At 74.0% G+C, this 18,648-nt stretch carries 7 protein-coding genes; all 7 read right to left on the bottom strand.

The window, feature by feature from the left end; all coding sequences use genetic code 11:
* Nucleotides 1-192: 192 nt before the first annotated feature.
* On the bottom strand, nt 193-729 hold the full coding sequence (locus tag BLS21_RS00270) for a hypothetical protein (protein WP_091212376.1): 537 nt from the start codon (nt 727-729) through the stop codon (nt 193-195).
* Between the two features lie 46 nt (nt 730-775).
* Nucleotides 776-2,902 (bottom strand): CHAT domain-containing protein, encoded by a 2,127-nt coding sequence (locus BLS21_RS00265; protein WP_091212373.1) that lies wholly within the window; start codon nt 2,900-2,902, stop codon nt 776-778.
* Between the two features lie 137 nt (nt 2,903-3,039).
* The gene (locus tag BLS21_RS26115; protein ID WP_091212371.1) at nt 3,040-7,530 is read right to left on the bottom strand and encodes a CHAT domain-containing protein; all 4,491 of its coding nucleotides are present in this window, start codon (nt 7,528-7,530) and stop codon (nt 3,040-3,042) included.
* A 343-nt stretch (nt 7,531-7,873) separates the two neighbouring features.
* On the bottom strand, nt 7,874-8,056 hold the full coding sequence (locus BLS21_RS00255; protein ID WP_091212368.1) for a hypothetical protein: 183 nt from the start codon (nt 8,054-8,056) through the stop codon (nt 7,874-7,876).
* A 772-nt stretch (nt 8,057-8,828) separates the two neighbouring features.
* A complete protein-coding gene (locus BLS21_RS00250; protein WP_139176981.1) occupies nt 8,829-9,074 on the bottom strand; it encodes a hypothetical protein in 246 nt (81 codons plus the stop codon).
* Nucleotides 9,075-9,126: 52 nt separating this feature from the next.
* Entirely contained in the window at nt 9,127-13,809 is a 4,683-nt protein-coding gene (locus BLS21_RS00245) for a CHAT domain-containing protein (protein ID WP_139176980.1), read from the bottom strand.
* Between the two features lie 220 nt (nt 13,810-14,029).
* Nucleotides 14,030-18,529 (bottom strand): AAA family ATPase, encoded by a 4,500-nt coding sequence (locus BLS21_RS26110; protein ID WP_091212361.1) that lies wholly within the window; start codon nt 18,527-18,529, stop codon nt 14,030-14,032.
* Between the last annotated feature and the right edge of the window lie 119 nt (nt 18,530-18,648).

Here is an 18,648-nt window from a genome sequence, read left to right as displayed (position 1 = left end):
CCCCAACGTAGAAGAGGCAGCTCCCAAGCGGAGAAGTACGCACCGTGCGGCCTCGGTGCTGTCCGGGGCTGGCGCCGTAGACCCCCGGCAGATGAGCTCCGCACCGCGGCGCCGGTTTCGCCAGGAGACCTACCGTTCCCACAAGGCGTGGACTTCATCGCCATCCGGTAGCGCATCTTTGTAGGGGACTGGCTACTGGCCTTGTCCCGGGCCGGGTGCGTTGAGGCGCAGGACGCTGCGGACGAGGCTGGCGATGGTGCTGTCACGCATGGCGCGCTTGTGGATGCGCAGCTTCCAGCGGCCGCTCTCGGCGCTGTTCCACTCGACCTCGGTCTGCAGCACCGCGATGACCAGGCCGCCGACGAGGAGCATGGTGACCGGCTCGACGCGGGTTCGGTCGTTGACGAGCTGGATGGCGCGGGGCAGCAGCCGCGCGGCCTCGGGGTCGGAGGCAACGAGGTAGCTCAGCGCGGCGCGGGCCAGCGCTGCCTCCGATGCCGCGAGTTCACCGTCGGTCGCTAAGTCTGCAGGGTCAGCCTCGTGCACCTCCTCGGTGTCGTCGTCGATGACCTCCAGACGTGTGAGGTCGCCGGCTGCGGTGGCGAGCTTGTCGCGGTTGTCCTCGGCGGAGGCGCGGCCGGGCAGCGCCTTGATCAGCTCCTCGAGGACGGCGGCGACCTTCTCATTGGGGATGCCTGCGACCTGTTCCTGCGGGGTGGTGCTGGTCATGGGGTCGTCCTCCTCGACGGGCTGAGCTGTCGGGCAGTGCGTGCCGCTAGGTTGTGCCGCCGGTGAGGGCGGCGAGAACCTGGCCGGGGTCGGCTTTCTCGTCCCCGGTGGCGGGCACGGAGGCTCCAGAGGGGCCGGGCTGGGTGGCTGCGATTTCGGCGGCGGTGACCCGTTGCTGCAGGACGGTGGGGTCGGCGGCGAGGGTGTCGGCGACCTCGAGCAGCTTCGGGTGGCCCTGGGCGACGGTGAGGGTGCGGGCCAGCAGCGCGCGGTCGGCCGCGACCTGGGGGGCAGGGGTGCCGGTGGCCGGTTCGGTGTCGTGCTGCAGTGCGTGCAGGTGTGGGAGTTCCCGGGCCAGCAGCACCGCCTCGTCGGAGGTCAGGGCCTCGACGGGCAGCGCCACCACCCGGTCGGTGTCCAGCCCGGTGGGGACGGTGCGGCTGGTCAGCACCACCCGGGAGGCGCCGGTGTGTCCGGTCAGCGCGGCGATCACCCGGCCGAAGCGGGGGTCCAGCCAGCCGCCGCTTGAGGTGAGCACGCTGTCCAGGCCGTCGAGGACGATGAGCAGCCGGGCCTGCTCGAGCAGCTGGGTCAGCACCGGCAGGTAGCCGGTGAGCCGGGTGTCGGTGCTGGTGTTGCCGGCCAGCTGCAGCACAGCGGCGGTCGGGTCCTGGTCGGGGTTGAGGGCGGGGTTGAGCTGGGTCTCCAACGCGGTCGCGAGGCTGGCCAGCGCGGTGGCCCACTGGCCGGCCGGTGGGGCGGTCCACCAGGCCGCGGCGGTGAACGTCCCGGCGGCCTGGTAGGCCAGCTCGACCGCGGCGGTGGTGGTGCCGACCCCGGCGGGGCCGTGCAGCAGCACCCCGGCCCGGCCGGAGCCATACCGCAGCGCACGCCGGGCGCGGGTGAGGGTGGCGGTGCGGCCGACGAAGCGCGCGGGTTCGTCGGGGAAGCCGGCCAGCGCCACGCTGATCGGCGCCGCCCGCCCGGACGGCGGCTGCAGCGTCAGGCCGGTGGCGGGGCCAAGCAGCGCCGGGGTGGCCAGCGACACCGCCGGCGCCGACAGGGACGGCCGGTCGGGTGCGGCGCGGGACAGCGCCCGGGCGGCCGCGACATCGAGGGTCTGCCCGTGCTCGAGCAGTCCGCGGTAGAGGTGCCCGGTGAGGGCGATGGCGAAGTCGTCGATCACCGGGTAGCGCATCGCCAGCACCGCGCAGCCCAGCTTCTCCAACAGCGCCCGGCCCAGCCCGGGCCACCCCACAGGCTCCGCGGCGCCGCCCCTGTCGGGGCCGACCCCGCTGTCCTCTGTGCTCGGCTGGTGAACCTGTGTGGACAGGTCGAGCATCCGGCGCAGCTCGGCGGCGGTGGCCGCGCCGGACTCGCACGCCGCCAGCACCGCCAGCCGCAGCCGCCGCCACATCGGTACCAGCAGCTCCACCAGCTCCGCCGGGCCGAGCGGGTCCGGAGCACCGTCCGGGGTCTCCAGCACCAGCTGCCCGGTGCGGCCGTGGCCGGAGACGTGCAGCACGTCCCAGCCGTCGGCGTCGTCGACCGCCGCCTCGAGCGCCTGGCGGGTGACGCCGTACTGCAGCACCCGCAGCTGCACCGCCCGCGGCTGCTGGCCCTGCCCGAGCTCGCTGATCAGCTGCTGCAGCGCCCGCCGTTCCCGGCGCAGCCCCAGCACGGTGCCGCCGGTGGGCAGGCTGAACAACGCCAGCATCCGCAACGTCTTCGCCGGCTGCTGCGCCAGCGAGGAGCGCGCGCGGGCGGGCAGATCGAAGACGAACCCCACCTGCTCACGGGCCAGCACCCGGCCCTGCCGGGCGGCGATGGTCCACGGCCGGTACGGCAGGAACCCCAGCGGCGGCGGGACCGGTACCCGCACGGTGACCGGCGCCTCCCGGAAAAGCGCCTCCATCACCTCCGGCCCGAGGAGGTGCTCACCGATCCAGGCGCCGATCCGGGCGGTCAGCTCCGCCTCCGACGCCAGCCGCCGATCCAGGTCCGACTCCCACCGCAGGAACTGGTACAGGTCGACAAACCCCCGGTGCTCGTAGTCGGCCTCGGGCACCGCCACCTCGTGGGAGGCCAGCGCCTCGCCGTCCTCGGTACGCAGCAACCACCGCCAGCGCGTAGGCCCGGCGACCTCCAACGGCTCGAGCACCAGCCCAGCCACCCCGACCACCCCCCGGGAGAGGACAGCACGCTGCCACACCCGTCACTCCGCGGACCCCTTCGCTGCGACGGCCGCCGTGACACGCCGACGACACGCCGCCAGTACCGGTCAGAGCGCCGCTTGTCCCGAGGCAGGCATCAGCGCGGTGTCCGACGCAGCCGTCGGGCAGCGGCCATCCATGCACGGCGCGCGAGATCGACAACTACGGGGCTAGCGCGTCCTCGGGGGCCGGGGACCGGGAGATCGCCGCCGGCGCGGAGTCGGACGCGGCCGGCGAGGGCGTCGAGCAGCCGGGTGACGATCGCGGTGTCGATCGCGTCCAGGCCGGGCAGCAGCGCCTCGGGGTCGCGCTCGCCGGCGAGCACCCGGCGCAGTACCCGGGCCAGGGCGGCCCAGTCGGCGGTGTCGGCCAGGCTGTCCAGCAGCTGGTCGACCTGCTGGCGAGCGGCCTGGTTGCCGGCGGTGGCGGCGGCGATCGCGGCCAGCACCGGTTCCCACTGGCCGACTGGGTCCTCGGTGCTGGGTGCGGGCTGGGCGCCAGGCGCTGGCTGGAGTCGGATCCGGCCGGCGAGGGCGTCGAGCAGCCGGGTGACGATCGCGGTGTCGATCGGGTCCAGGTCGGCCAGCAGCGTCTCGGGGTCGCGTTCGCCGCTGAGAACCTGGCGCAGCGCTTGAGTCAGCGCGGCCCAGTCAGAGGTGTCGGCCAGGCTGTCGAGGAGTTCATCGACTTGTCCGCGGGCGGCCTGGTCACCGGCGGTGGCGGCGACGATCGCGGCCAGCCGCGGCTCCCACCGGTCGAGATGCGGCTGTACACCGAGGGCCTGGTCGAGGGTGAGGGTGCGGGCGGTGTGGATGATCTCGTCGAGAGCGGCCTGCTGGTGATCGGCGTCCGGCTGCAGCGCACCGAGCAGGTCGCCGAGGCGGACGCCCTCGACCTGCTCCACGGCGTCCCGAACCTGGTCGACGGTGCGCGGAAGGGCGGCTGTGGTGGCGGGGTCGGTGAGCTCCCGGGCGAGGGTGCGCAGGTCGTCCTGCAGGCCGCTGGCGCCGGTGAGGCGGTCCAGGAGGGTGGCGGCGAGCCGGTGGGCCAGCCAGACGCCGGGGGCGGTGCCGGACCGCTGCTGGTAGTTGGCGAGGTTGTAGTGGCTGACCGCGATGGTCTCTGTATCGCCGGCGGCGTACTTGAAGCGCAGCGCGATCTCTTCCAGGCGGATGGCCGCCTCGCGGTGTCCCTGCCGGTCGGCGCGGTCGGCGCGCGCGGACAGCACCTTGCCGAGCATCCCCGTGTCGCCGGCCTGTTCAAACTGGTCCTGGCAGGCGCGCAGCAGCCGATCGGCCTCCGACAGGCGGCCGAGTTCCAGCAGCGGCCCGTAGTCGTTGAACCCGGCGTAGGCCAGCTCGTACTCGCCGGCGCCGCGGCGCCGCTTGCTGTCGAGTAGCTCGGCGTTGAGGTCGAGGGCCTCCTGCCAGCGGCCCAGGTCCCCGGCGGCCTGGCGGCCGGTGTCGAGGATGCCCTCCCGGACGTTCCACGGGTCGACGGCCTCATCGTCGCCGCGCTGGTCGGGCAGCTGGTGCATGCGCTCGCGCAGCCGCTGGACCTCATCCAGGACCGGCTGCGGGTCGCCGATGATCCCGAGGAGCTGCAGCCGCCGGCCGGCGCGCCCCAGCTGGCTCCACGGGCCGAGCCCCGCGAGCCGGGTCAGCTCCGCCATCCGGTCGACGGTCGCGAGGGCCTCGGCGTAGCGGCCGCGGCCGGTGAGCAGGTTGGCCAGCGCGCCGGCGACCCCGGTCGCCAGCTGGTATTGGCCGCGGTCGGCGGCCTGGTCGAGGATGGCGCGCAGCTGGCGTTCGCCCTCGGCGGGGTCGAGGCGCGCGACGGCGCGGGCCAGCTTGCCCTGGTCGGTGAGGTCGCGGTCGGTGCCGGTGGTGGCCTCGGCGATGGCCTCAAGGTGCGGCAGGGCGGCGGCGGTCGTGCCCGGGGAGTGGTCGCGCAGCAAAGCATGCTCAAGCAGGAAGCCGGCGGTCTCCCAGTCGCGGCGCCGACGCAGGTAGGGGGCGGCGGCCAGCGCGGCGCGAACCACCAGCCAGCCGGTCGCCTGCTGATGCTCTCCCTCCCGGGCGAGCTTGAACATCGTGTTCCAGTAGGCGGCGAGTTCGATGTCGGCGGCGGTGCGCACCTCGGCCGGGGTGTCGACGCGGATGGTGTCGGCGATGCCGGGGTGCAGCCGGTAGCGCACCGGCCGGTCCTGATCCTCGGGGTCACCGACCGGTTCGGCCTCGACCAGCGCGGCCGCGACGAGGGGGAGAAGGGTGTCGGGCAGCGTGGGTGGGTCGCCGGGGCGGGCCAGCCGGTGCCACAGGTCGGCCCAGTTGCCGTCGAGCACGATGCTGGTGCGGTCGTCGGGTTCGGCGGCGGCCAGCAGCTGCAGCAGCAGCCGGGAAGCCTCCGGGAGGGTGCCGGCCGTGGCGCGGGTCCAGCCGGTCAGGGCGTCGAGCAGCTGACCGGGCTCGGCCTGGGTGTGGCCCGTGTTCAGGAAGGCGGCCAGCGGGGTGCCGCGGGCGGTGGCGGCGGCCTCGGCGGCGGCGACCCGGGCCTCCAGCACGGCGGGGTCGGCGGCGGTGGCGTCGGCCAGCTCCAGCATCTTGGGATGGCCCTGCACCACGGTGAGGGTGCGGGCCAGCAGCGCCCGGTCGGCGGTCACTCGAGGGTTGGTGGTGCGGGTGGCCGGTTCGGTGTCGTGGGCCAGGGCGCGCAGGTGCGGGAGTTCGCGGGCCAGCAGCAGCGCCTCGTCCCGGGACAGCGCGTGCACCGGCAGCACCTCCACCCGCTCGGGGTCGAGTCCGGCGGGGACGATGCGGCTGGTCAGCACCACCCGGGACGCGCCCGAGTGGGCCGTCAGCGCGGCGATCACCCGGCCGAACCGCGGGTCCTTCCAGTCGCCGCGGTCGGTGAGCAGGGTCTCCAGGTTGTCCAGCACCAGCAGCAGCCGGACCTGCTTCACCAGTTCGGTGAGAACCGGCAGGTAGTCGTCCAGCAGGGGGTCGGTTTCGCTGTTGCCGACCAGCTGCACGCTGAGGCCGTAGCCGGCCAGGTTCGGGTTGAGCCGAGCCTCCAGCGCGTTCGCCAGGCTGTTGAGGCCGGTTGGCCACTGGTCGGCCGGCGGGGCGGTCCACCAGGCGGCGGCGGTGAAGGTGGCGGCGGTCTGATAGGCCAGTTCTAGGGCGGCGGTGGTCTTGCCCGCGCCAGCCATGCCGTGCAGCAGTAGCCCGGTTCGGCCGGAGCCCGCCAGCAGAAGGTGGCGGGCTTGGGTGAGGGTGGGCGTGCGGCCGACGAACCGCTCGGGTTCGGCTGGGAAACCGGCCAGCGCCACGCTGATGGGCGCCGCCTGCCCGGGCGGAGGCTGCAGTGTAAGGGCGGTGGCGGGGCCGAGCAGCGCGGGGGTGGCCAGTGAGACTGCGGGCGCGCCCAGCGACGGCGGGTTGGGCGCGGCGCGGGGCAGCGCCCGGGCCAGCGCCACGTCCAGGGGCTGACCGTGCTGGAACAGGCCGCGGTATAGCTGCCCAGTCAGGTCAATGGCGAAGTCGTCGATGACGGGGTAACGCATGGCCAGCACCGCGCAGCCCAGCCGGGCCACCAACGCCCGGCCCAGCCCCGGCCACCCGTCCGACGCCGCAGCTCCGCTGGGCTGCCCCGCCCCGGCCGTAGTCCCGTCGGCCGAGGAGACGTCGGTTTCTTCGTTGGCCTGGGCCTCCAGCGCCTCAGCCTGCTCGGCCAACTGCAGCATGCGCAGGATCTCGGCGGCGGTAGCCGCGCCGGACTCACACGCCGACAGCACCGCCAGCCGCAGCCGGCGGCGCATCGGATGGAGCAGGTCCACCAACTCGCCCGCGGAGAGCGGATCCGGCGAGCCGTCCGGATGTTCCAGGACCAGCACGCCTGCACCTCCGTGACCGGACACGTGCAGCACGTCCCAGCCGTCTTGATCGTCAACGGCGGCGGTTAGTGCGTCGCGGGTGACCCCGTACTGCAGCACCCGCAGCTGCACCGCCCGCGGAGACTGCCCCTGGCCGAGCTGACTGACCAGCTGCTGGAGGGCATGCCGTTCCCGCCGTAGCCCGAGCACCGCCCCACCGGTGGGCAGGCTGAACAGCGCCAGCACCCGCACCGGATGCCCTGCCGCCTCGGCGTTCTGCGCGGTGCGCGGGCGGCGGCGGGTGTCAGACAGGTCGAAGACGAACCCCACCCTCTTGCGGGCCAGCACCTGACCCTGGAAGGAGGCGATCTCCCACGGCCGGTACGGCAGAATCCCCATCTCCGCCGGCACGGGCATCCGCACGGTGATCGGCGCCTCCTCCAGCAGCGCGGCCATCACCTCCGGCCCCAACGCATGCCGTCCGATCCAGTCGCCGACCCGGGCGGTCAGCTTCGCCTCCGAGGTGACCCGCCGGTCCGGGTCGGCCTGCCAGCGCAGCCACCGGTACAGATCGGTGAACCCGCCGTACTCAAAATCGTTCTCCGGTACCGCCACCTGGTGGGTGGCCAGCGCCTCGCCGTCCTCGGTGCGCAGCAGCCACCGCCACCGCCCTGGGCCCTCGATGTTGACCGGCTCGAGCACCAACCCCGCCATCACGACCTCCCCCGGCCGGGGCGAACCCCGACCGCGCCGCAGCGATCAGCGCCACCACAACGTAGAAGAGGCATCCTCCGAGCGGACAAGTACGGATGGCGCAACTTCACTGCGGCGGCCCGCATCTCGACCACTGCGCATGCCGAGCTGGCCGGCCGGGGGACCTACCGTTCTCACGACGAGGCACACGAGTTCCCCGGGTCCCGCTTCTCGGCGGTTCCGCTTGAGGAGCGCGGCTCGTCCGGGCGTTCTCGGTGAGGCCGAGCTGCGCGTTGCCGGAGGTCTGACGCCGCGACGCCCCGGGCCGTGCTTGTGCACGACCCGGGGCGGGGGAGGGGCGGCGTCAGCGTTCGATGACGGCGGTGGCGACAACCCAGTCGCCGGCGCACTGGCGGCACGTGGTGATCGAGCCGCGGTGCTTGCCCCAGCTGTGGTAGTCGAACAGTGCGCGGCGCGCGATTGCCGCCAGGTGCGCCGCGCGCGCGTCGGATGCTTCGAGGTCCAGGACGGTCGAGTTGTGGACCATGCCAGCTCGTCGTAGGCCTCGCCGACTCGCTGCAGCTCGCGGTGCCCGGCCTCCAGCTCCGCGACGGTGAGCTCCTGGTCGGTCACCAGCTGACGCAGCCGGGCGGATATCGTGCCGCCAGGCGCCTGGCCGTCCACGCCGAGCGTGGTCGCCGCCTCGGCGAGCTGGCTGCGGAGGTGGTCGACCTCGGCGGCGAGGACCCACAGCAGCTGCACCCGGTGGAAAGTCCTCTCCCCAGGGGGAGTCGAAGGTCAAGCCCAGACCGTCCACCGGGTCGATGGCGGGGTTGAGGACGAGGGCCTGGCAGAGCATCGCCCGGTCGAGACGGAAGCTGCTGTCGCAGATGGCGTCGTCGGTCCGGCTCAGCTCGTCGATGGACGCGACGGCGAACTGCGCGACGCACTTGCGGCACAGGCTGTGCACGATGGACGGCCCGGTGAGGAACTCCTCGCAGGCCTGGCATCGCGGGGTGTGGGAGAGGCTGGACAACGGGTCCTCCTTGAGAGGATCGGTGGGCTGCCGTGCGGCGGCCCGGGTGCAGGCGACGGTCACCGGCTGCCGGTCATCGGCAATCACCTGCCACGGCGGTCAGAGGGCGTGCGGCGCGGGCGGACGTGCTCATCCGGCGCCGTTGTGGCGTATGGGGTGGGCGCCGAGGCATGGTCCTGTCGTGCCGCGGCCGTCGCCCCCGTGGACGCTGACCGGAGGTAGGGCCTCGACTTTCAGGAGGAGGCTGGGGAAACCGGTCTCGGCGGAGAGGGTCACCGCCACGTCAGAACGGCCGTCGGGAGTCGGCCGTCAGGAGGTGCTGCCGCACATCCTGGGCATGACAGGCCTGGAGAAGCTCCTTCACGCGATTGGTGATGCCCTCCGCGCACGACGGCGGCAGGAGGTCGATGTTGATGGCCAGCCTGGAGATCGGGGCTGCTTCGACGGAGCCGTCCATTCCCTGCCGCCACACCCAGCGCCGCGTCAGGACGGTCCGGCCGCTGGTGTAGGTCAGCTCGCCCGAGTTCACCAAGACCCCTGCGTGCAGCCGAAGCACCGTGTGCGAGGGGCGAGGCTGACGGCTATGGACGTGGCCCGTCCTCGGCCTCGGGCACATCGCTGCCGGTGTTGAGCTGGATGCGGCCGGCGAGGGCGTCGAGCAGCCGGGCGGCGATCGCGGTGTCCACCGCGTCCAGGCCGTCCAGCAGGACCTCGGGGTCGCGCTCCCCGGCCAGCACCCGGCGCAGCACCCCGGCCAGTGCCGCCCAGTCGGAGCCCTCGTCGAAGTCGTCCAGGAACTCGGTCACCTCCTGCCGGGCGGTCTGGTCGCCGCCGCTGGCAGCGACGATCGCGGCCAGTGCCGGCTCCCACTGACCGACAAGTTCGTCCGTGCTCGCCACAAAGTCGCTGCCGGTGTTGAGCTGGATGCGGCCGGCCAGGGCATCGAGCAGCCGGGTGACGATGGTTGTGTCGACCGTGTCCAGGCCGGCCAGCAGGGCCTGGGGATCGCGCTCGCCGTCCAGCACCCGGCGCAGCACCCCGGCCAGCGCCGCCCAGGCGGAGTCGTCGGCCAGCCCGTCGAGGTACCCGGTCACCTCCTGCCGGGCGGTCTGGTCGCCGCCGCTGGCGGCGGCGATGGCGGCCAGTACCGGCTCCCACTGGTCGATCGGGTCCTCGGTGCTGAGTGCGGGCTGGGTGCTAGGTGGCTGAAGGTGGACGCGGCCAGCGAGAGCGTCAAGCAGCCTGGTGACGATCGCGGTGTCCGCCGGGTCCAGGTCGGGTAGCAGGATGTCGGGGTCGCGTTCGCCGGCCAGGATGCGGCGCAGCACCTGGACCAGCGCCGCCCAGTCGGAGTCGTCGGGGAAGTCGTCGAGGAACTTGGTCACCTCTTCCTGCGCGGCCTGGTTGCCGCCGGTGGCGGCGGCGACCGCGGCCAGCACCGGCTCCCACCAGCCGAGGTGCCGCTGGACGTCAAAGGCCTGGTCAGGCGCCAGGGTGCGGGCGGAGTAGATGATCTCGTCTAGGGCGGCCTGGTGCTGGTCCCGATTGGGCTGCAGCGTGTTGAGCAGATCGCCGAGGTGCACGCCCTCGACCTTTTCCACGGCGGTCCGGATCTGGCCGACGGTGGCGGGAAGGTCCGCCGCGGTGGCCGAGTCGGTGAGGTCCCGGGCCAGGGAACGGAGGTCGTCCTGCAGGCGGCGGTCACCGTTGAGTCGATCCAGCAGGGTGGAAGTGAGCCGGTGGGCCAGCCAAACCCCGGCGGCCCGGCCGGCGCGTTGCTGGAAGTAGGCGAGGTTGAAGTGGCGGACCGCGATGCCGTCGGTGTCGCGGGCGGCGTAGCTGTAGCGCAGGGCGATCTCTGCGAGGCGGATGGCAGCCTCGGGGTGTCCCTGCTCGTCGGCGAGGTCGGCGCGAGCGGACAGGACCTTGCCGAGCATCCTGGTGTCGTCGGCCTCTTCGAACGGGTCCTGGCACTCTTGCAGCAGCCGGTCGACCGCCGGCAGCCGCCCGAGGCGGATCAGCGGCCCGTAGTCGTTGAACGCGGTGTAGGCGAGCTCGTAGGGGCCGGCACCGCGCTGCCGCTTGCTGTCGAGTTGCTCGGCGTTGAGGTCGAGGGCCTCCTGCCAGCGGGCGAGGTTCTGGGCGGCCGTACGGCCGGTGTCGAGGATGGTCTCGCGGACGTTGAATGGGTTGACGTTCTCGTTGTTGCCGGGTTGGTCGGGCAGTTGGTGCATGCGGTTGCGTAGTTGCTGGACCTCGTCGAAGACGGCCTGCGGGTCGCCGGTGAGGGAAAGCAGCTGCAGCCGCTGGCCATCGACCGCCAGCTGGGTCCACGGGCCGAGGCCCGCTCGGCGGGTCAGCTCCGCCATCCGGTCGACGATCGCGAGGGCCTCCCGGTAGCGGCCGCGGTCGCGCAGCAGGTTGGCCAGGGCGCCGACGGTTGCTATAGCCACCAGGTGCTGGCCGCGGTCGTCGGCCGCCTCGAGGACGGTACGCAGCCAGCGTTCGCCCTCGGCTGGGTCGATCTGGGCGACGGCACCGACCAGGACGCTGCGGTCGATGAGTTCGCGGTCGGTGCCGGTGGTGGCCTCGGCGATGGCCTGCAGGTGGGGCAGGGCGGCGGCGACCGTGCCCGGGGACCCGTCGCGCCGCAGGGCGTGCTCGAGCTGACTGCTGGCGACTTGCCAGTTGTGGAGACGGAGCAGGTAGGGGGCGGCGGCGAGTGCGGCGTGCACCACCAGCCAGCCGGTCGCCTGCTGATGCTCCTGCTCTCGGGCGATCTGGAACGTCGTGTTCCAGTAGGCGGCGAGTTCGGTGTCGGCGGCGGTGCGCACCTCGGCCGGGGTGTCGGTGCGGATGGTGTCGGCGACGCCGGGGTGCAGCCGGTAGCGCACCGGCCGGTCCGGGTCGCCAGGATCACCGACCGGTTCGGGCTCCACCAGCGCGGCGCCGACGAGAGGGGCGAGGGTGTCGGGCCAGGGGGGCGGGTCGCCGGGGCGGGCCAGCCGGTGCCACAGGTCGGCCCAGTTGGCGGCGAGGATGGTGCTGGTGCGGTCGTCGGGTTCGGCGGCGGCGAGCAGCTGCAGCAGCAGCCGGGACGGCTCGGGCAGCGCGCCGGCCGCGGCGCGGGTCCAGCCGGTCAGCGCGGCGAGCAGCTGGCCGGGATCGGCCTCGCTGTGTCCCGTTTCGAGGAAGGCGGCCAGGGGGGTGCCGCGGTTAGCGGCGGCGGTCTCGGCGGCGGCGACCCGCTGCTCCAGAACTTGGGGGTCGGCGGCGGTGGCGTCGGCCAGCTCCAGCAGCTTCGGGTGGCCCTGCACCACGGTCAGCGTGCGGGCCAGCAGCGCCCGGTCGGCCGTCACCTGCGGGCTGGTGGTGCGGGTGGCCGGTTCGGTGTCGTGGGTCAGCGCGCGCAGATGGGGTAGTTCGCGGGCCAGCAGCAGCGCCTCGTCCCTCGACAGGGCGTGCACCGGCAGCACATCGACCCGCTCGGGGTCGAGCCCGGTCGGGGTGGTGCGGCTGGTCAGCACCACCCGGGAGGCACCGGCATGCCCGGTCAGCGCGGCCACCACACGGCCGAAGCGCGGGTCCTTCCAGTCGCCGCCGTCGGTGAGCAGGGTCTCCAGGTTGTCCAGCACCAGCAGCAGCCGAACCTGCTTCATCAGTTCGGTGAAGACCGGCAGGTAGTTGTCGAGCAGCGTGTCGGTGGCGGTGTTGCCGACCAGCTGCACGCTGAGGCCGTAGCCGGCCAGGTTCGGGTTGAGCCGGGCCTCCAGCGTGTTCGCCAGGCTGTTGAGGGCGGTCGGCCATAGGTCGGCCGGCGGGGCGGTCCACCAGGCGGCGGCGGTGAAGCCGGCCGCGGTCTGGTAGGTCAGCTCGACCGCGGCGGTGGTTTTGCCCGCTCCGGCCATGCCGTGCAGCAGCACACCCGATCGGCCGGAGTCGGGCAGCAGCGCGCGGCGGGCTGCGGTGAGCGTTCTGGTGCGGCCGACGAAGCGGGGCGGTTCGTTGGGGAAGCCGGCCAGCGCCACGCTGATCGGCGCCGCCCGCCCGGACGGCGGCTGCAGCGTGAGGCCGGTGGCGGGGCCGAGCAGCGCCGGGGTGGCCAGCGACACCGCCGGCGCCCCGAGCGACGGCGGCGTTGATGCCACGCGCGGCAGCGCCCGGGCCAGGGCCACATCGAGGGGCTGACCGTCCTGGAAGATGCCGCGGTAGAGCCGCTCGGACAGGTCGATGGCGAAGTCGTCGATGACCGGATAGCGCATGGCCAGCACCGCGCAGCCGAGCCGGGCCACCAGCGCCCGCCCCAGCCCCGACCAGCCCGCCGCCGGGGCAGCGCCGCCCCCGCTGCCGGACGTGGCCGCCGCGGCGCTGTCGGCTTCCTGCCGGGCCTGCTCCTCCAGCGGTTCGGCCTGCGCGGTCAAGTCCAGCAGGCGCAGCGTGTCGGCGGCGGTGGCCGCGCCGGTCTCGCAGCCGGCGAGCACCGCCAGCCGCAGCCGACGGCGCATCGGCGACAGCAGCTCGGCCAACTCCGGGGCGTCGATCGGGTCGGGGGTGCCGTCCTCGCACTCGAGCACCAGGGTTCCGGCGGCCGCGTGCCCGGACACGTGCAGCACATCCCAGCCGTCTTGATCGTCGACCGCCTTCTCGAGAGCGTCGCGGGTGACGCCGTACTGCAGTACCCGCAGCTGCACCGCCCGCGGGGACTGCCCCTGCCCAATGCCCCGAATCAGCCGCTGCAGGGCGTGCCGCTCGCGGCGCAGCCCCAGCGGCGTTTCACCTGTAGGCAGGCTGAACAACGCGAGCACCCGCAGCGCCTCCGTGGCCTGCCGCCCGGTGCGGGGCCGCCGGCGGGTGTCGGGCAGGTCGAAGACGAACCCCACCTCCTCGCGGCCGAGTACCTGGCCCTGCCAGGTGGCGAGCTCCCAGGGCCGGTAGGGCAGGAAGCCCAGCTGCGCCGGCACCGGCATCCGGACGGCGACTGGCGCCTCGTCCAGCAGGACCTCCATCACCTCCGCGCCGAGCAGGTGCTGGCCGATCCAGCCGCCGACCCGGGCGGTCAGCTCCGCCTCCGAGGTCACCCGCCGCTGCGGGTCGGCCTGCCAGCGCAGCCACCGGTACAGGTCGGTGAACCCGCCGTACTCGAAGTCGCCCTCGGGCACCGCCACCTGATGAGTGGCCAGCGGCTCGCCGTCCTCGGTGCGCAGCAGCCACCGCCACCGGGTGGGCCCGGCGACCTCGACCGGCTCGAGTACCAACCCCGCCATCACGACCTCCCCCCGGCCGGGTCGAGACCCGGCCGCGCCGCGGCGACCAGCGCCACCACAACGTAGAGGCAGACTGCGGCACAGAAGTACGCATCGCGCCTCGGTGCTGTCCGGGCGCTGGCGCCGTAGACCTGCGGCAGAAGAACTCCGCATTGCGGCACCGGGTTCAGCCGGGGGACCTACCGTTCCCACGACGAGGCGCGCGAGTTCACCAACACCCCTATGGCAACCGGGGACCGGGATGGCCCCGCACGGGACCCTGCACGTCCGGCGAGGCGTCGTCCCCCTCGTTGACGGGCTGCGGCCGCGGTTGGTCTTCGGTATCTGCGACATCCGTGTCGGAACTGACCTCGCTGGGGCGGGCCAGGGAATCCAGCAACCGGGTGACGATGGTTGTGTCCACCGCGTCCAGGCCGGGCAGCAGAGTCTGGGGGTCGCGCTCGCCGGCCAGGATGCGGCGCAGCACCCCGGCCAGCGCCGCCCAGTCGGAGTCGTCGGGAAGGTTGTCGAGGAACTCGGTCACCTCCTGCTGCGCGGGCTGGTCGCCGGCGGTGGCGGCGACGATCGCGGCCAGCACGGGCTCCCACTGGTCGACCGGGTCCTCGGAGCTGGGCGCGGGCTCCGCGTCGGGTGGCTGAAGTTGGACGCGGCCGGCGAGGGCGTCGAGCAGCCGGATGACGATCGCGGTGTCCACCGCGTCCAGGCCAGGCAGCAGAGCCGCGGGGTCGCGCTCGCCGGCCAGGATGCGGCGCAGCACCCCGGCCAGCGCCGCCCAGTCGGAATCGTCGGGGAGGCCGTCGAGGAACCCGGTCACCTCCTGCCGGGCGGTCTGATCGCCGCCGGTGGCGGCGAGGATGGCGGCCAGCACCGGCTCCCACCGGTCCAGGTGCGGCTGGATGTCGACGGCCTGGTCGGCGGGGAGGGTGCGGGCAGTGTGGATGATCTCCTCCAGCGCGGCCTGCTGCCGGCCGGGGTCCGGCTGCAGTGCGTCGAGGAGGGCGCCGAGGCGGACCCCCTCGACCCGCTCCACGGCGGCCCTGACGTGGCCGACGGTGCGCGGGAGGGTCGCTGCGGTGGCGGGGTCGGCGAGCTCCCGGGCGAGGGTGCGCAGGGTGTTCTGCAGGCGGCTGTGGCCGGTGAGGTGGCGCAGGAGGGTGGCGGCGAGCCGGTGGGCCAGCCACACGGCGGGGGCGGTGCCGGCGCGCTGCCGGTAGTTGGCGAGGTTGTGGTGGCTGACCGCGATGCCGTTGGTGTCGCCGGCGGCGTAGCCGTAGCGCAGGGCGATCTCTTCGAGACGGATGGCTTCCTGGCCGTGTCCCTGCCGGTCGGCGAGGTCGGCGCGCGCTGACAGGACGTTGCCGAGCGTCCGGGTGTCGTCGGCCTGTTCGAACTGGTCCTGGCAGGCGCGCAGCAGCCGGTCGGCCTCCTCCAGCCGGCCGAGCTGCAGCAGCGGCCAGTAGTCGTTGAACCCGCTGTGGGCCAGCTCGTATTGGCCGGCGCCGCGGCGCCGCTTGCTGTCGAGCTGCTCGGCGTTGAGGTCGAGGGCCTCCTGCCAGCGGCTCAGGTCCCGGGCGGCATGGCGGCCGGTGTCGAGGATGAGCTCCCGGACGTTCCACGGGTTGACGGCCTCGTTGTCGCCGGGTTGGTCGGGCAGCTGGTGCATGCGCTCGCGCAGCTGCTGGACCTCGTCGAGGACCGGCTGCGGGTCGCCGATGATCCCGAGGAGCTGCAGCCGCCGGCCGGCGTTTTGGAGCTGGGTCCACGGGCCGAGCCCCGCGAGCCGGTCCAGCTCCGCCATCCGGTCGACGACCGCGAGGGCCTCGGCGTAGCGGCCGCGGCCCTGAAGCAGGTTGGCCAGATCGCCGGCGGCCGCGGACGCGTTTTGGTGTTCTCCGCGGGCGGTGGCCTGGTCGAGGACGGCGCGCATCCGGCGTTCGCCCTCGGCGGGGTCAATGCCGGCGACGGCCTGGGCAAGAATGCCGCGGTCGATGAGTTCGCGGTCGGTTCCGGTGGTGGCCTCGGCGATCGCCTGCAGGTGGGGCAGGGCGGCGGCGGTCGTGCCCGGGGAGTGGTCACGCCGCAAGGCGTGCTCGAGCAGGATGCTGGCGGTGTCCCATGCGTGGAGGCGGCGCAGGTAGGGGGCGGCGGCGAACGCGGCGCGCACCACCAGCCAGCCGGTCGCCTCGTGTCCCTCCCGCTCCCGGGCGGCATCGAACACCGCCTCCCAGTAGGCGGCAAGCTCGGTGTCGGCGGCGGTGCGCACCTCGGCCGGGGTGTCGGCGCGGATGGTGTCGGCGACGCCCGGGTGCAGCCGGTAGCGCACCCGCCGGTCCGGGCCCTCGGGGTCCCCGGCCGGTTCGGGCTCGACCAGCGCGGCGGCGACCAGCGGGGGAAGGGTGTCGGGCCAGGGGGGCGGGTCGCCGGGGCGGGCCAGGCGCCGCCACAGGTCGGCCCAGTTGCCCTCGAGCACCAGGCTGCTGCGGTCGTCGGGTTCGGCTGCGGCCAGCAGCTGCAGCAGCAGCCGGGACGGCTCGGGCAGCGCGCCGGCGGCTGCGCGGGTCCAGCCCTGCAGGGCGGCGAGCAGCTGGTCGGGGTCGGCCTGGGTGTGCCCGGTGGCGAGGAAGGCGGCCAGCGGGGTGCCGCGGGAAGCGGCGGCGGCCTCGGCGGCGGCGACCCGCTCCTCGAGGGCGGTGGGGTCGGCGGCGGTGGCGTCGGCCAGCTCCAGCAGCTTCGGATGGCCCTGCACGACGGTGAGGGTGCGGGCCAGCAGCGCCCGGTCCCGGCCGATCCAGGGGTCGCTGGTGCGGGTGGCCGGTTCGCTGTCGTGCGCCAGCGCCCGCAGGTGCGGTAGTTCGCGGGCCAGCAGCAGCGCCTCGTCCCTCGACAGGGCGTGCACCGGCAGCACCACCACCCGCCCCGGGTCGAGCCCGGCGGGGATGGTGCGGCTGGTCAGCACCACCCGGGAGGCGCCGGCATGCCCGGTGAGCGCGGCCAGCACCCGGCCGAAGCGCGGGTCAAGCCAGTCACCACGGTCGGTGAGCAGGGTCTCCAGGTTGTCCAGCACCAGCAGCAGCCGGGCCTGCTCGACCAGCTCGGTCAGCACGGGCAGGTAGTTGTCGAGGAGGGCGTCGGTTTCGGTGTTACCGACCAGCTGCACGCTGAGGCCGTAGCCGGCGAGGTTCGGGTTGAGCCGGGCTTCCAGTGCGGTGGCGAGGCCGGGCAATGCGGTGGTCCACTGGTCGGCCGCCGGGGCGGTCCACCAGGCGGCGGCCGTGAAGCCGGCGGCGCTCTGGTAGGCCAGCTCGACCGCGGCGGTGGTCTTGCCCGCCCCGGCCATGCCGTGCAGCAGCACCCCCGATTGGCCGGACCCCGCCAGCAGAGCGCGGCGGGCCCGGGTGAGCGTTTCGGTGCGGCCGACGAACCGCTCGGGTTCGTCGGGGAAGCCGGCCAGCGCCAGGCTGATCGGCGCCGCCGTCCCGGGCGGGGGCTGCAGCATCAGGCCGGTGGCGGGACCGAGCAGGGCCGGGGTGGCCAGCGACACCGCCGGCGCGCCCAGCGACGGCGGTGTGGTCGCGGCCTGTGGCAGCGCCCGGGCCAGCGCGACGTCCACGGGCTGGTCGCGTTCGAGCAACTCGCAGTAGAAGTGACGGGTCAGGTCGATGGTGAAGTCGTCGATGACCGGGTAGCGCATGGCCAGTACCGCGCACCCCAGCTCCGCCACCAGCGCCCGCCCCAGCCCCGGCCAGCCCTCCGCCGGTGCGGCGCCGTTTCCGCTGGCGGGAGGAGCCGGGGGGGTGTCGACCGGCGTGCCGTCGGCGGGGGATAGGCCGGCCTCCTGATTGGCCTGCTGCTGCAGTTGCTCGACCTGCTGGGCCAGGTCGAGCAGGCGCAGCGTCTCGGCGGCGGTGGCCGCGCCGGATTCGCACGCCGAGAGCACCGCCAGCCGCAGCCGGTGGCGCATCGGCTCCAGCAGGTCGACGAGCTCCCCGGGGCCGAGCTCGTCCGGGGTGCCGTCCTCGTGCTCGAGCACCAGCTTTCCGGCACCGCCGTGCCCGGAGACGTGCAGCACGTCCCAGCCGCCGGCGTCGCCGACCGCCTTCTCGAGAGCGTCGCGGGTGACGCCGTACTGCAGGACCCGCAGCTGCACCGCCCGCGGGGACTGCCCCTGCCCGAGCCCCCGGACCAGCTGCTGTAAGGCGTGCCGCTCGCGGCGCAGCCCCAGCGGTGCCTCCCCGCTGGGCAGGCTGAACAACGCCAGCACCCGCAGCGCCTCCCGCGCCGACAGGGCGGGGCCCGGCCGCCGACGGGTCTCGGGCAGGTCGAAGACGAACCCCACCCTCCTGCGGGCCAGCACCTGACCCTGCCGAGCGGCAAGTTCCCACGGCCGGTACGGCAGGAACCCCAACTCCGCCGGGACCGGCACCCGCACGGTGACCGGCGCCCAGTCCAGCAGCGCGGCCATCACCTCCGCCCCGAGCAGATGCTGGCCGATCCAGCCGCCCACCCGCGCGGTCAGCTCCGCCTCCGAGACCACCCGCCGGTCCGGATCGGCCTGCCAGCGCAGCCACCGGTACAGGTCGGTGAACCCGCCGTATTCGAAGTCGCCCTCCGGCACGGTCACCACGTGGGAGGCCAGCGGCTCACCGTCCTCGGTGCGCAGCAGCCACCGCCACCGCGCAGGACCGGCGACCTCGACAGGCTCCAGCACCAATCCCGCCATCACGACCTCCCCCCGGCCAGGTCGAGACCCAGCCGCGCCGCAGCGACCAGCGCCCCGCAACGGGGACCAGCGCCACCACAACGTAGAAGAGGCAGACCGCGGCGGAGAAGTACACACCG

Source organism: Geodermatophilus siccatus (assembly GCF_900103785.1).
In the GTDB taxonomy this organism is placed as follows: domain Bacteria; phylum Actinomycetota; class Actinomycetes; order Mycobacteriales; family Geodermatophilaceae; genus Geodermatophilus; species Geodermatophilus siccatus.
This window is presented reverse-complemented; position numbering and strand designations above follow the sequence as displayed.